Origin of the sequence: Actinomycetospora soli (assembly GCF_021026295.1) — a bacterium.
GTDB classification, from domain to species: Bacteria; Actinomycetota; Actinomycetes; order Mycobacteriales; family Pseudonocardiaceae; genus Actinomycetospora; species Actinomycetospora soli.
The window spans coordinates 47,833-61,328 of record NZ_JAJNDA010000023.1 but is presented as its reverse complement, the minus strand read 5'-3'; the positions used below and the strand labels follow the sequence as shown (position 1 = coordinate 61,328).

15 protein-coding genes are annotated in these 13,496 nt (G+C 74.7%); 11 read left to right on the top strand and 4 right to left on the bottom strand.

Features of this window, described 5'->3' with window-relative positions:
- The first annotated feature begins 18 nt into the window (after positions 1-18).
- The 4 genes from LN037_RS27075 (at position 19) to LN037_RS27060 (ending at position 3,183) form a co-directional block, all read left to right on the top strand.
- On the top strand, positions 19-1,155 hold the full coding sequence (locus LN037_RS27075; RefSeq protein WP_230759326.1) for a class I adenylate-forming enzyme family protein: 1,137 nt from the start codon (positions 19-21) through the stop codon (positions 1,153-1,155).
- Between the two features lie 31 nt (positions 1,156-1,186).
- Positions 1,187-2,284 carry a GAF domain-containing sensor histidine kinase gene (locus tag LN037_RS27070; RefSeq protein WP_230759324.1) on the top strand — a complete coding sequence of 366 codons (1,098 nt, stop codon included), beginning with the start codon at positions 1,187-1,189 and terminating at the stop codon, positions 2,282-2,284.
- Positions 2,278-2,874: a response regulator transcription factor gene (locus LN037_RS27065; RefSeq protein ID WP_230759323.1), complete on the top strand. Its 597-nt coding sequence runs from the start codon at positions 2,278-2,280 to the stop codon at positions 2,872-2,874. The genes LN037_RS27070 and LN037_RS27065 overlap by 7 nt, the downstream gene beginning before the upstream one ends.
- A gap of 153 nt (positions 2,875-3,027) precedes the next feature.
- A complete protein-coding gene (locus tag LN037_RS27060) occupies positions 3,028-3,183 on the top strand; it encodes a hypothetical protein (RefSeq protein ID WP_230759321.1) in 156 nt (51 codons plus the stop codon).
- Positions 3,184-3,213: 30 nt separating this feature from the next.
- Here LN037_RS27060 and LN037_RS27055 read toward each other — a convergent pair whose 3' ends face one another.
- The 4 genes from LN037_RS27055 to LN037_RS27040 form a co-directional block, all read right to left on the bottom strand.
- Positions 3,214-3,666 carry a MaoC/PaaZ C-terminal domain-containing protein gene (locus LN037_RS27055; protein WP_230759319.1) on the bottom strand — a complete coding sequence of 151 codons (453 nt, stop codon included), beginning with the start codon at positions 3,664-3,666 and terminating at the stop codon, positions 3,214-3,216.
- Between the two features lie 71 nt (positions 3,667-3,737).
- Positions 3,738-4,487 (bottom strand): MBL fold metallo-hydrolase, encoded by a 750-nt coding sequence (locus tag LN037_RS27050; RefSeq protein ID WP_230759317.1) that lies wholly within the window; start codon positions 4,485-4,487, stop codon positions 3,738-3,740.
- Between the two features lie 24 nt (positions 4,488-4,511).
- Positions 4,512-4,919, bottom strand: a complete 408-nt coding sequence (locus tag LN037_RS27045) for a hypothetical protein (RefSeq protein WP_230759315.1) — start codon at positions 4,917-4,919, stop codon at positions 4,512-4,514.
- A 70-nt stretch (positions 4,920-4,989) separates the two neighbouring features.
- A complete protein-coding gene (locus tag LN037_RS27040) occupies positions 4,990-5,481 on the bottom strand; it encodes an inorganic diphosphatase (protein ID WP_230759313.1) in 492 nt (163 codons plus the stop codon).
- Positions 5,482-5,705: 224 nt separating this feature from the next.
- Here LN037_RS27040 and dacB point away from each other — a divergent pair, with 224 nt between their 5' ends.
- The 7 genes from dacB (at position 5,706) to LN037_RS27005 (ending at position 13,484) form a co-directional block, all read left to right on the top strand.
- Positions 5,706-7,106, top strand: a complete 1,401-nt coding sequence (gene dacB / locus LN037_RS27035) for a D-alanyl-D-alanine carboxypeptidase/D-alanyl-D-alanine endopeptidase (protein WP_230759311.1) — start codon at positions 5,706-5,708, stop codon at positions 7,104-7,106.
- A 90-nt stretch (positions 7,107-7,196) separates the two neighbouring features.
- Positions 7,197-8,264 (top strand): Rv3626c family coenzyme F420 biosynthesis-associated protein, encoded by a 1,068-nt coding sequence (locus tag LN037_RS27030; protein ID WP_230759309.1) that lies wholly within the window; start codon positions 7,197-7,199, stop codon positions 8,262-8,264.
- Positions 8,264-9,229: a tRNA lysidine(34) synthetase TilS gene (gene tilS, locus LN037_RS27025; protein WP_230759307.1), complete on the top strand. Its 966-nt coding sequence runs from the start codon at positions 8,264-8,266 to the stop codon at positions 9,227-9,229. The genes LN037_RS27030 and tilS overlap by 1 nt, the downstream gene beginning before the upstream one ends.
- A gap of 21 nt (positions 9,230-9,250) precedes the next feature.
- Positions 9,251-9,805, top strand: a complete 555-nt coding sequence (gene hpt, locus LN037_RS27020) for a hypoxanthine phosphoribosyltransferase (RefSeq protein WP_230759305.1) — start codon at positions 9,251-9,253, stop codon at positions 9,803-9,805.
- 93 nt (positions 9,806-9,898) lie between these two features.
- Positions 9,899-11,548: an efflux RND transporter periplasmic adaptor subunit gene (locus LN037_RS27015; RefSeq protein WP_230759303.1), complete on the top strand. Its 1,650-nt coding sequence runs from the start codon at positions 9,899-9,901 to the stop codon at positions 11,546-11,548.
- A gap of 29 nt (positions 11,549-11,577) precedes the next feature.
- Positions 11,578-12,267, top strand: coding sequence for an ABC transporter ATP-binding protein (locus LN037_RS27010; protein ID WP_230759371.1), 690 nt, complete (start codon positions 11,578-11,580; stop codon positions 12,265-12,267).
- Entirely contained in the window at positions 12,264-13,484 is a 1,221-nt protein-coding gene (locus LN037_RS27005; protein WP_230759301.1) for an ABC transporter permease, read from the top strand. The genes LN037_RS27010 and LN037_RS27005 overlap by 4 nt, the downstream gene beginning before the upstream one ends.
- Positions 13,485-13,496: the final 12 nt, after the last annotated feature.

Here is a 13,496-nt window from a genome sequence, read left to right as displayed (position 1 = left end):
CCGGAACCGCTGACGGTGGTGGCGTTCGGGGACTGTGCCGGCGCGGTGGCCTTCGACGAGCTCCTCGCGTGCGAGGACCCGACGCCGACGGTGGTCGTCGACCCCGACGCCCCGTCGACGATCGGGTACACCTCGGGCACCACCGGCCACCCCAAGGGTGCGGTGCAGAGCCATCGGGCGGTGCTGCTGAACTGCGCCCTGACCGCGACGATGCACGGGCGGCGCTCGGACGACGTCGTCGTGACCGCACTGCCCGCGCCGCACGTCTACGGCAACGTCGTGATCAACGGGACGCTGCTGGCGGGCGGCACCGTCGTGCTCATGGAGCGCTTCGCGCCCGGGGAGGCGCTGCGCCTGATCGCCGAGCACCGCGCGACGCTGTTCGAGGGCGTGCCGGCGATGTACGCGATGCTGCTGGCCGCGCCGGAGCTCGCGGAGGCGGACCTGTCGTCGCTGACCCGGTGCACGGTCGGCGGCCAGACGATCCCGCTCTCGACGATCGAGCGCTGGCAGACGCGGTCGGGCGCGCCGTTGATCGAGCTGTGGGGGATGACCGAGGTGGCGGGGCTGGGCACGACCCACGCCCTCTACGCGCCGCCGGTGCCGGGCTCGATCGGGGTGGCGCTGCCCGGGATCGAGCTGCGGATCGCCGATCTCGACGACGTGCACCGCGACGCGCCGACCGGCGAGCCGGGAGAGCTCATGGTGCGCGGCCCGATCGTCATGTCCGGCTATCACGGCAATCCCGGGGCGACCGCCGAGACGATCGAGCCCGACGGCTGGCTGCACACCGGCGACGTCGCGACGATGGACGCGACCGGCCACGTGTTCGTGGTCGACCGCCGCAAGGACATGATCATCACCGGCGGCTACAACGTCTACCCCGCCGAGGTCGAGCGCGTGCTCGCCGCGCACCCCGACGTCGCGCTGGTCGCGGCCGGGCCGGTTCCCGACGAGGTCCGGGGCGAGATCGCCTGCGCCTACGTCGTACCCGTGGCCGGCCGCGCCCCGACCGAGGAGCAGCTCCTCGCGTACGCCCGCGAGCACCTCGCGGCCTACAAGCGGCCGAGGCTCGTGCGGTTCGTCGAGACGCTCCCGGCCACGTCGACCGGGAAGATCATGCGCCGTGAACTCATCAAGCAGTTCACCCCGTGACATCGCCGCTCCACCGGCGTTCGATGGGCCGGTGGACCCGACGTCGCCGCTGAGCGCCGAGCACGCCGAGCTGGTGGGGCTGCTCGATCGGCGGGCCGCGATCCGTGCGGCGTTGGACCTGCTGCGCGCCGAGGGTGAGGTCGCGTGGGTGGCGGAGCCGGTCGACTCGTCCGAGGACCTCGTCCTGGCGCAGCTCGCGGGGGACCGCACCGGTCTGCTGCGCGGGCTCACGGTCGCCCGCGGTCACGGGCTGACGGGCAAGGTGCACGCGTCCGCGACGCCATCGTGGGTGGACGACTACCTCGGCTCGGCCGAGATCACCCACACCTTCGACCGCGTCATCGACCTCGAGGGCGTCCAGCGCCTGCTGGCCGTCCCGGTGCGGCGCGACGACCGGCTGCTCGGGGTGCTCGCCGTCGGGGCCCGGTCCGCCGGGACCTTCGGCGGGCGGGCCGCCGAGCGCGCCGAGGCGGTCGCCGGAGAGGTGGCCCTCGCCGTGGCCGTGGCCGAGCGCGCGCGGCTGGCCCGCGAGGTCGCGGTGCACGAGGAGCGCAGCCGGATCGCGGCCGACCTGCACGACAGCGTCGGGGCGCTGCTCTTCGCGATCGGCTCGGGGATGGCGGGGCTGCGCGACGCGGTGGGGACGGACCCGGAACTCGCCGCGCGACTGGCGCACCTGCGCGACCAGGCGAACGAGGCCTCGGCCGCCCTGCGCGACTCGTTGCGGACGCTGCGCGCGTCCCCGGCGGCACTGGAGCTCTCGGTCGTGCTGCAGCAGGACTGCTCCGCGTTCAGCGACCGCACCGGGACCCCGGCCGAACTGGTGGTGCTCGACGATCCGCCCGCGCTCGCGCCGTCGCGGACGGACGTGGTCGTGGCCGGGGTGCGGGAGGCACTGCTCAACGTCGAGAAGCACGCCGGGGCCTCGGCGGTGGTGGTCAGCGTGGCGCGCCGTGGGGGAGCGCTCGTCGTCGCCGTGACCGACGACGGTGCGGGCGTGCCGCCCGTCGTGGAACCCGGGATCGGGTTGACGGCCACGTCGGACGCCGTCCGCCGGCTCGGCGGCAGCCTGCGCGTCCTGCCCGACCCGCACGGCGGCACGACCTGGCGGCTCGAGCTGCCGTGCTGAACACGGTGCGGGTGCTCATCGTCGACGACCACCCGGTGGTGCGGGACGGCGTGGCCTCCCAGCTCGCGCGGCACAGCGACATCGAGGTCGTCGGGCACGCCGCCGACGCGACGGAGGCGACCGTGGCGTGCGGGCGGGAGCGGCCCGACGTCGTGCTGCTCGACGTGCGCCTGCCCGACGCGCTCGCCGCGGACGTGGTGCCGCGGCTGCGGCGGGTCTCCCCGGCCACCCGCGTGCTCCTGTTCACCGCGTTCCCGGAGCACTCGGCCGTGGCGCCCTCGCTGTCGGCGGGCGCGGTCGGCCTGCTGGTCAAGGACGCGTCGGGCAGCGAGCTGGGCGCGGCCATCCGCGACGTCGCCCGCACCGGGACCTTCCGCGGCGACGTGCCGACGGCCGACGCGCCGCTGACCCCGCGGGAGTACGACGTGCTCCGGCTCGTCGCCTCCGGCCACACCAACGGTGAGATCGGCCAGGAGCTGCGGCTCTCCCCGAACACGGTGAAGACCTACCTCCACAACGTGATGCGCAAGCTCGACGCCCGCAACCGTGCCCAGGTGATCACGAACGCGCGGGCGCACGGGCTGCTGTGAGCGCCGGCGGCCGATGCGAGTGCCCGCGCCGCCGCGGCCCGTTCGTCACCCGAGGTCCGCAGCGCTCGACGATGCCGCGGAGCCGGTCATCGAGAGGCCGGAGGGCCCGCGGAGCGGTACCTTCCTCCTCCCGCGACCCGAAGGAGTGCTCCGATGATTCTCGGTCTGGCCCTGCGAGCAGTCGGTCCCGTCCTGCGGGCCGCGACGTGCGTCCTCGCCCCGGTCGCGGCGGTCCTCGCGTGGGGCGCGGTCGAGAACGGGCTCGACCGGAAGGGCGCTCCGCGCGAGGTCGGCCGGGGCGTGCACTGAGGAGTCCCTCCGGGCCGGTCGTGCGTGCGGTCAGGAGGCGTCGTCCGCGGTCGGTCGCAGCGGCAGGACGGACTCGTTGACGACGGTGAGGACCACGGCGTCGTCGTCGACGAGTTCACCGTGGATCGTCACGACGGCGTCGCCGCGCTCCGGGCGCGGTTCCACGCCGTGGACGACGGCCCGCCCGGTGAGCGTCGCGCCGGCGCGGACGGGCCGTCGGAAGCCGACGTCCATCGTGCGGCCCACACCCCCGGCGGCGCGTGACCAGATCGCCTCGACCACGAATCGCTGGTAGATCGCCAGGGTGTGCAGACCGCTGGCGATGACACCTCCGAGACCGGCGCGGGTCGCCGCCTCCGGATCGACGTGGATGAAGATCGGATCCCACCGTCGGGCGTAGTCCACGATCTCGGCCTCGGAGACCGTGTGGTGGCCGAAGCCGAAGGACCGGCCGGGCTCGAGGTCGTCGGCGTACAGGCTCACCCGGTCGATCATGGCGCGGTCGGGTCGCCCGGTCGATGACCCGGCGGGTCATCGACGCCCGACGTCCGGCGTCACCGACCGTCGCGCACGGCCTCCACGGCCGCCCGGACCGGCCCCCGGTGCGCGGGTCCGTGTCCCGGCAGCAGGAGATCGGCGTCGAGCGTCGCGAGGACGTCCAGCGCCTCCCGCATCTCGGCGTCGGTGCCGTGGTTGAACCAGGGCGCGATCAGCTGCGGGCCGGTGGTCGGGGAGAGGGCGTGACCGGTGACGAGGCTGTCGCCGCTGACCACGGCGCCCGCCCCCGGGACGTGGAACGCGGTGTGGCCGGACGTGTGGCCGCCCGTCCACACCGGCACCGGTGACCCCGGCAGGTCGAGCGGGCCGGAGGTGGGGAAGGCTTCCGCGTGCGGCGCGGCGACGTCCCGGCCGGCCCCCGCCCGGGCGACCCGCAGCGCCCACGGCAGGACCCTCGGACGCCAGAGGTTGGCGACCACCTGTCGGGGCGCCAGCTGCTCGAGGTGCTCACGACGTGCGTGCGCGACCTCGAGCGGATGGAGGTGGACCGGGGTGCCGTAGCGGGCGCGGAAGGCGTTGACCGCCCCCAGATGGTCGACGTGAGCGTGTGTCACGAGGGTCGCGACCACGTCCTGCGGGCGGTGTCCGAGGGTCCGGACGGAGGACTCGACGGCCGGCAGGTCCCCGGGGTAGCCGCCGTCGATCAGGGTCAGGTCGTCGACCTCGCGCAGCAGGATCCAGTTGACGTCGGTGCCCGTGACCAGGAAGACGTCGCGCCCGAGCCGTTCCACCGCCGGTCCCGTCACGGGACGACTCCCCGGACCGGTCGATCAGCCCTGCCCATCGGGCCGGGCATCGGGCCGGGCAGCGGACCGTGGGCCGGTGAGGGCGGCGAACCCGACGGCGAGCCCGACCGCGTTCAGTCCGGCGCCGAACCAGTTGCTCCCGCTGCGCGGAGAGCGCCAGGCCGCGACGAGATGGTTGAGCCCGAACAGGGTCGACAGCACCGCGAAGCCCCGGACCTGGGCCCGGTCCGCCTCCGGACCCAGACCGGCCAGCCCGGCCGCGGTGACGAGAGTCCCGACGTTCCACACCGCGATCTCGCGCTGCCACCCGCCGTTGTCGCCCCAGGCGCTGCCCCGGGCGAACGGCCGTCGGAACACCCCCTGCAGCACCGCTGCCAGCGAGAACCCCGCGATCCACACGTTCCGCGCGTCGCGCACCGACGGTCTGCGCATCCCGACACCGTCCTTCGATCGATCCGCGGACGACGGCGCCGCGCGAGCGGACCCGCCGTCGGGAAGGGGTCTAGTGCGCGCCCTGCTCCTCGGCCCGCTTGTAGGAGTCGCGGATCTCCTGCTCGGCGTCGGCGCGGCCGACCCACGAGGCGCCCTCGACGCTCTTGCCCGGCTCGAGGTCCTTGTAGACCTCGAAGAAGTGCTGGATCTCGAGGCGGTCGTACTCCGAGAGGTGGTGGATGTCGCGCAGGTGCTCCTGGCGCGGGTCGCCCGCCGGGACGCAGAGCAGCTTGTCGTCGCCGCCCTTCTCGTCGGTCATGCGGAACATGCCGATGGTGCGGGCGAGGATCAGGCAGCCCGGGAAGGTCGGCTCCTGGACCAGGACCAGGGCGTCGAGCGGGTCCCCGTCGAGGCCGAGCGTGTTCTCCACGTACCCGTAGTCCGCGGGGTACTGCGTGGCCGTGAACAGCGTCCGGTCGAGACGCATCCGCCCGGACTCGTGGTCCATCTCGTACTTGTTCCGGTTCCCCTTGGGAATCTCGATCAGAACGTCGAACTCCACGGCGCGTCCTCACTGCGGTCGTCTGGGGCCCGTCACCCGACCGGGGTCGGTGAACCCGTCGTCGGTCGCCTCTAGTGTGTCGTACCGGCCGCACCCCGCGACCACGGACGGGCGTGGGGCAGGTCGCACCGGCGGCGACGGGGGAGGCAGTCCTGACGGCGAGCGAGGTGGATCACCGCTCCGAGGGTCAGGCGGACGAGCGACCCCACAGTCACCGCGCGGAGGTGCCGCGCTCGCGGCGACTGCTCACGCGGGCGCTCGTCGTCCTGGTGGTCCTCGGGCTGCTCGGGGGTCTCGGGACGGCGGCCGTGCTCACCGCGCCCGGCCTCGCGCGGTCCCTGGGCCTGCCGGTCTCGGCGTCGGTCGACCCGCCGACCCCGGTCGCCTTCCGCCCGCAGCTCGACGCGCTGCCCCCGTCGGCCCCGTCGCCGACGCCCGAGGGCGTGGCCGCCGCGCTCGACGGCCGGACCGCGGGCCTCGGCGACCTGACCGGGGTCGTGCTCGACCCGGCGTCGCCCCAGGCCCCCCTGTGGAGCCGCAACCCCGGCGAGCCGCAGGTCCCGGCGTCGTCGACGAAGCTGCTGACGGCGGCCGCCGCGCTGCTCGCGCTCGACCCGGAGACCCGCCTCGCCACGACGGTGACGGCGGGTCCGACGCCCGACTCGGTGGTGCTGGTCGGCGGCGGCGACGTCTCCCTCTCCTCGCTGCCCGACGGACGCGAGTCGGTCTACCCCGGGGCCGCCCACCTCGACGACCTCGTGGCCCAGGTCCGCGCGGCCCGCGGCGGGCAACCCGTGGGCACGGTCTACGTCGACACCTCGCGCTACTCCGGCCCGCTGCTCGCGCCGGGCTGGGACCCGGTCGACATCGCCGGCGGCAACCTCGCGCCGATGGGCCCGCTCATGCTCGACGGCGGCCGGCTCGACCCGACCGCGCTCGACGGCGCCCGCACCGCCACGCCCGCCCAGGACGCCGGCGCCGCGCTCGGTGAGCGCCTCGGCGGCCGGGTCACGGTGCGCGACGGCACGGCGGCCCCCGGGGCGCCGGTGCTCGGTCGGGTGGAGTCGCCGCCGCTCACCGAGTTGGTGCACACCGCGATGACCAACTCGGACAACCTGCTGGCCGAGGCCCTCGGTCGCGAGGTGGCGATCCGCGAGGGCGCCCCCGCGTCCTTCGCGGGCGCGACCACGGCGATCCGGAAGGTGCTCGACGCGAACGGCATCGCGACGACGGGCGTCACCACCTCCGACGCCTCCGGGCTCTCCACCGAGAACCGCATCCCCGCCTCGGTGCTGGCGGCGGTCCTCACCCCCGCCGCCGCGCCGACCACGGCCGACCCGCGCACCGCGACCCTGCGGCCCCTGCTCGACGGCCTCCCGGTCGCGGCGGGCACCGGCACCCTGGTCGACCGCTACACCGCGGGCTCCACGAACGCCGCGGGGCGGGGCTGGGTCCGGGCCAAGACCGGCACCCTGACCGGCACGAACGCGCTCGCCGGGGTCGTGCCCGACACCGACGGGCGCCTGCTGGTCTTCGCCTTCATGTCCAACGGGCCCGACCCGGTCGGCGCGCGTCCACGCCTCGACGCGCTCGCGACGGCGTTGCGGGGCTGCGGCTGCCGCTGACCGTCAGCGGTGGCACACGGCTGTCGCTGGACGTCAGCGGTGGGCCACGGCTGACGCCCGGTGCCCGCCCGGATCCGTACGGTGGACGACGTGACCGTCACCGAGCGCCCCGCGACCGGACTGCCCGTGCGCTGGGACCTCGCCGTCGCCACCGGCTCGCGGCTCGTCCCGCCCGGACCCGCCGTCGACCGGGAGGAGGCGGCCGCCGAGGTGGCCCGCCTCGCCACCGGGGCGCGCGTGGGCGAGGGACACGTCCGCGAGCTGACCGGGCTCGGCGCGGGCCACGACATCCCCGACGCCGCCGTGGTCGACCGCCCCGGCTGGATCGCCTCGGGCGTCGAGGGCATCCGCACGCTCACCTCCGAGGTCCGGCTGCCCACCGCCACCCGCACGTCGCCGAGCCTCCTGACCCGGGCCGCGGCCGGTGTCACCTCGACCGTCGCGGGCGCCCAGATGGGCACCCTGCTCGCGTTCCTGTCGACCAAGGTCCTCGGCCAGTACGACCCCTTCGCCGGCCCGCAGAACGCCGGCCACCTGCTGCTGGTCGCCCCCAACGTCACCGCCGCGCGCCAGGCGCTCGAGGTCGACGCCGAGGACTTCGCGCTGTGGGTGTGCGTGCACGAGGCGACCCACCGCCTGCAGTTCACCGCCGTCCCGTGGCTGCGCGACCACTTCCGCGACGAGGTCACCACCTTCGCCTCCGGCATGGAGAGCGGCGTGACCGCGGCGCTCGACCGGCTGCCCGAGATCACGCGCGCGATCCGCTCGCGCAGCGACGTCTCGATGCTGGAGCTGCTGCAGGGCCCGGAGCAGGGCGCGATCCTCGACCGGCTGCTCGCGCTGACCACCCTGCTCGAGGGCCACGCCGAGCACGTCATGGACGAGGTCGGACCCGCCGTCATCCCGTCGGTCGCGACGATCCGCGGACGCTTCTCCGCCCGCCGCCGCGGCGGCGGCCCGGTCGACCGGCTCCTGCGGGTGCTGCTCGGCGTGCAGGCCAAGGTCAAGCAGTACGAGCAGGGCCGGGTGTTCGTCGACGAGGTGGTCGGCACGATCGGCATGGAGGGCTTCAACGCCGTCTGGACCTCGCCCGACACCCTGCCCCGCCGCTCGGAGATCACCGATCCGTCGGCGTGGATGGATCGCGTCCACGGGTGATGAGCAGGGTGCCCGCCGCCGTCGCCGAGGTCCGGCGCGCGGTGCGGCAGGCCCTTCACGACGTCGGGTCGGGGCCGGTTCTCGTCGCGTGTTCCGGTGGGGCCGACTCGCTGGCGCTCGCCACGGCGGCGGTCGCGGTGTGCGGTGAGGTGCACGCGGTGGTCGTCGACCACGGGCTGCAGGAGGGGTCGGGGGAGGTCGCCGAGCGTGCCCGCGTGCAGCTCGCCGGGCTGGGCGCGACGGCGGAGGTGCGGGCGGTCGTCGTCGGGAACGGTCCGGACGGCCCCGAGGGGGAGGCGCGCCGCGCCCGGTACGCGGCGCTCCGGGCGGCGTCCGACGCGCTCGGCGGGGCGCCCGTGCTGCTCGGCCACACCCTCGACGACCAGGCGGAGACGGTGCTGCTCGGGCTGGGGCGGGGGTCGGGCGCGCGGTCGTTGGCCGGGATGCGGACCTGGGACCCGCCGTGGTGCCGACCGCTGCTCGGGGTGCGGCGGGCGACCACCCGCCAGGCGTGCGCCGAGACCGGCCTGGAGCCCTGGGAGGACCCGCACAACGACGACCCGCGCTACACCCGCGTGCGCCTGCGCCACGAGGTGCTGCCGCTGCTCGAGGAGGTCCTCGCGGGCGGGGTCGCGCCCGCACTGGCCCGCACGGCCGCCCAGCTCGCCGACGACGACGCGGCCCTCACGGCGCTCGCCGAGGACGTCCGGCGCGCGGCGGAGGACGACGACGGCGGCCTCGCCGCACCCGTCGTCGGGAAGGAGCCGGCGGCGGTGCGGCGGCGGGTGCTGCGGGCGTGGTTGGCCGGGCAGGGGGCGCGCGGGTGGGACGAGGCGCAGCTGCGGGCGGTCGACGGGTTGGTCGCCCGCTGGCGCGGACAGGGGCCGCCGTCACTCCCCGGCGGCTTGGAGGTGATCCGGACGCGTGGCAGGCTGATGGTCCGTTCAGCGCGTACCGGGAAGTAGCGACGAAGGGGTCCGCTCGAGGTGTACGACGGCGACATCGCGTCCGTGCTCATCAGCTCCGAGGAGATCCAGGGCAAGATCGGAGAACTCGCGGACCAGATCGCCGCCGACTACGGCTCACCCGGGCCGGGCGAGCCGGACCTGCTGCTGGTCGGGGTCCTCAAGGGCGCGGTCATGTTCATGACCGACCTCGCCCGTCGGCTCCCGGTGCCCACGCAGCTGGAGTTCATGGCGATCAGCTCGTACGGGTCGGCGACGTCGTCGTCCGGTGTCGTACGCATCCTCAAGGACCTCGACCGGGACATCTCCGGGCGGCACGTCCTGATCGTCGAGGACATCATCGACTCCGGTCTGACGCTCTCGTGGCTGCGCAAGAACCTCGAGTCGCGGGGCCCGGCCTCGCTGCACGTGGTGACGCTGCTGCGCAAGCCCGAGGCCGCGAAGCTCGACGTGGACGTCAGCTACGTCGGGTTCGACATCCCGAACGAGTTCGTGGTCGGGTTCGGCCTGGACTACGCCGAGCGGTACCGCGACCTCCCCTACATCGGCACCCTGGACCCCTCGGTGTACGCCTGAGCGTCACGCTCGCGTCACACAGCCGGGAGTGCGCTGCCGGATCGTCACCCCCCGGGCGCAACGCCCCCTGCGGCTGGCCCTAGTGTGCGCCGCATGGCGGCTGGAGGATCCCGGCGACTCTGGATCGTGAACGGCCTGGTCGTCCTGGCCGTTCTCCTGGCCGCCGGCGGGACGGTCTACGGGTTGACCCGGACGTCGTCGAGCGAGGACACCTCGCTGCGCACGACCCCGCTGGGCCGGGGCACGGTCGCGGAGACCGTGACCGCCTCGGGGACGGTCACCAGCTCCACCAGCGCGACCCTCAACTTCTCCACCAGCGGCAAGATCGCCGAGGTCCGGGTGCGCCTGGGCGACCGGGTCACCAAGGGACAGACCGTCGCCGTGCTCGACGGCGAGTACGCGCGGGCCAATCTGGACGCCGCCGACGCGCAGGTGTCCGCCGCCGAGCAGCAGCTCGACGACGCCCGGTACGCGAAGGACAACCCGCCGCCCACGACGCAGGCCCAGCAGCCGAATGCAGGCGCGACGGCCGGTGGACAGACCGGTCAGCAGGCGGGTCAGCTCCCGCAGGGTCAGGTCCAGCAGCAGGGACAACCCCAGCCGCAGAGCCAGCAGCAGGGTCAGGTCCAGCAGGGCCGGCCTCAGCAGGGTCAGGGCCAGCTCCAGCAGGGCCAGCAGCCGGAGCGCTCGAACGGCCTCCTGAACGGCGGTATGAACTTCTCCGGTTCCTCCGGCGGGATCGAGTCCTTCCCGGCGCAGGGCGGCGGCGCGACCCCGACGCCCGCACCCGGTGGCTCCACCTCGGGCCAGTCAGGGGCGACCGCGCAGACCTCCGAGGACCCGGGCGAGCTCGCCGTCCGGAACGCGGAGACCTCGCTGGCGCAGGCGAGGGCGAACCGCATCCAGGCCTTCCAGTCCACAGAGAACCTCGACCTCGTCGCGCCGCAGGACGGCACCGTCGTGAGCCTGGACGGCGTCGCGGGGCAGCTCGCCGGGCCGCAGGGCATCGTCGTGAGCTCGACCGCCACCGGCAACCCCGCCGGCGGGCGCCTGCCCGACGGATCGGCCATCTCCAGCGGCGCCGGGTCCGGGCAGTCGGCGTCGTCGGGCGCCGCGTCCGGCGCGGCCGCCGCCGGGGCCGCGGCCGCGGGCGGTGGTGCCACCGGCGGGTCGAGCGTGACCGCCGCGCCGGCCGCACCCGCCGTCATGACGATCGCGGACCTCGCGTCCATGCAGATCCTCGCCCAGATCCCCGAGCTCGACGTCGGGCGCGTGACCGGCGGCCAGCCGGTCACGGTCTCGGTGAACGCGCTGCCGGGCGACCGGATCCCGGGCTCCGTGTCGACGGTCAACGTCCTGCCGGGCTCGGGCTCGACGGTGCAGTACGGCACCGCGGTGGCGATGACCCCGCCGCCGCTGGGCCTGCGCCCGGGGATGTCGGCGAGCGTCGCGATCACCGTCCGGCAGGCGAACAACGTGACCTTCCTGCCGTCGGTGGCGGTGACGCCGATCGGCGGGCCGGACTCCGGCGCGGCGACGGTGAACGTGCTCGCCGCGGACGGGACGACGCATCAGCGCCAGATCGGGATCGGGCTGTCCTCGGACACCGTCACCCAGGTGACCTCGGGCCTGTCGATGGGCGAGCTCGTCGTGCTGCCCGACCCGAACACGCCGAACGTGTTCGGCCAGGGCGGGCCGCCGCCGCGCACGGAGAACTCGGGTGGCCAGGGGAGCGGCGGGTGACCGACGTGCCCGTGCTCGACGTGCGGGCCATGTCGAAGGTCTACGGCGCGGGGGAGACCGCCGTGCACGCGTTGCGCGACGTGGACCTCGTCGTGCGGCGCGGCGAGTACGTCGCGGTGATCGGCCAGTCCGGCTCCGGCAAGTCGACGCTGCTGAACATCCTGGGCTGCCTCGACGCCCCGACGTCGGGGCACTACCTGCTCGAGGGCCTCGACGTCGCCGACCTCGACGAACGTCAGCAGTCGATCCTGCGCAACCGGCAGATCGGCTTCATCTTCCAGTCGTTCAACCTCATCCCGCGCACGACCGCACTGGCCAACGTCGAGCTGCCGCTGGTCTACGCCGGGGTGTCCCGCCGGGTGCGGCGGGAGCGGGCGCGCGCCGCGCTGGATCTCGTCGGGCTCGGCACGCGGGAGGACCACCGGCCCAACGAGCTCTCCGGCGGCCAGCAGCAGCGCGTCGCGGTGGCGCGGGCGCTCGTCACCACCCCGGCCCTGCTGCTCGCCGACGAGCCCACCGGCAACCTGGACTCCGCGAGTACCGCCGACGTCCTCGGCCTCTTCGACTCCCTGCACCGCGCCGGCCGGACGATCGTGCTGATCACGCACGACGACGAGGTCGCGGCCCGGGCCGACCGCATCGTCGTCGTGACCGACGGGGTCCTCCGCGAGGCGACCCCGGCCACCCGGGCCGAGGCCGTGGGCCGGGTGACGCGGTGAACGTCGTCGAGGTCGTGCGCTTCGCGGTCGCCGGGCTGCTGGCCAACCGGCTGCGCTCGCTGCTGACGATGCTCGGGATCATCATCGGGATCGCCGCGGTGATCCTGCTGACCGCGCTGGGCAACGGCGCCGCGCAGTACATCCAGGGCCAGATCACCGGGCTCGGCGCCAACAGCATCACGATCATCCCGCGCGCGGCCGGCGGGTCCGCGGGCTCCACGTCCGGGGCCTCGGCGCGGCCGCTGACAACAGAGGACGCGGCCGCGATCGCCGACCCGCAGGGCGCGCCCGACGTCGCGTTCGTGGCGCCGGTGGTGCAGACCTCGGTCGACGCCGCGTCGGGCCGGAGCTCGACGACGGCGACGGTGGTCGGCTCGACGCCGGACTACTTCCCCGGCTCCAACACGAGGATCGCGGCCGGACGCGCCTACGACGCCGCCGACCTCGCCGCCGCGCGCAAGGTCGCGCTCGTCGGCCGGACCGTGGCCGACGACGTGTTCGGGCCGGGCTCCACGCCGCTCGGGCAGGAGATCCTGCTCGACAACGTGCCCTTCCAGGTCGTCGGCGTGCTGGAGGCGCGCGGGCAGGGCGGCGGCCTCGCGAACCCCGACCAGAACGTGCTCGCCCCGCTGACCGCCGTGCAGAGCTCGCTGACCGGCTACGGGAACCTGTCCCAGATCGTCGTCGGCGCGCGGTCCACCGACGCCCAGGCCGCCGCGGAGTCGGAGATCAACTCGATTCTCGACCGCCGGCACGGGATCGCCGCCCCCGACGACCGCGACTACCAGGTGATCAGCTCCCGCCAGCTGGCCCAGGTGCTGGACCAGACGCTGTCGGCGTTCTCGCTGCTGCTCGCCGCGATCGCCGCGATCTCGCTGGTGGTCGGCGGCATCGGGATCACGAACATCATGCTGGTGTCGGTCACCGAGCGGACCCGCGAGATCGGGATCCGCAAGGCCCTCGGCGCCCCGCCGTCGGCCATCCTGGGCCAGTTCCTGGTGGAGTCGGTGATCCTGTCGGTGCTCGGTGGTCTCATCGGCGTGGCGGTGGGGACGGCGGGCACGCTGATCCCGCTGGGAGACTTCCGGCCCGTCGTCGTGCCCTCGGCCGTGGTGCTCGCGGTCGGGGTGTCCGTCGCCATCGGGGTGTTCTTCGGCGGCTACCCGGCCCGCCGCGCGGCGCGTCTGCGCCCGATCGAGGCCCTGCGCCGTGAGTAGAGGAGTGTCGTC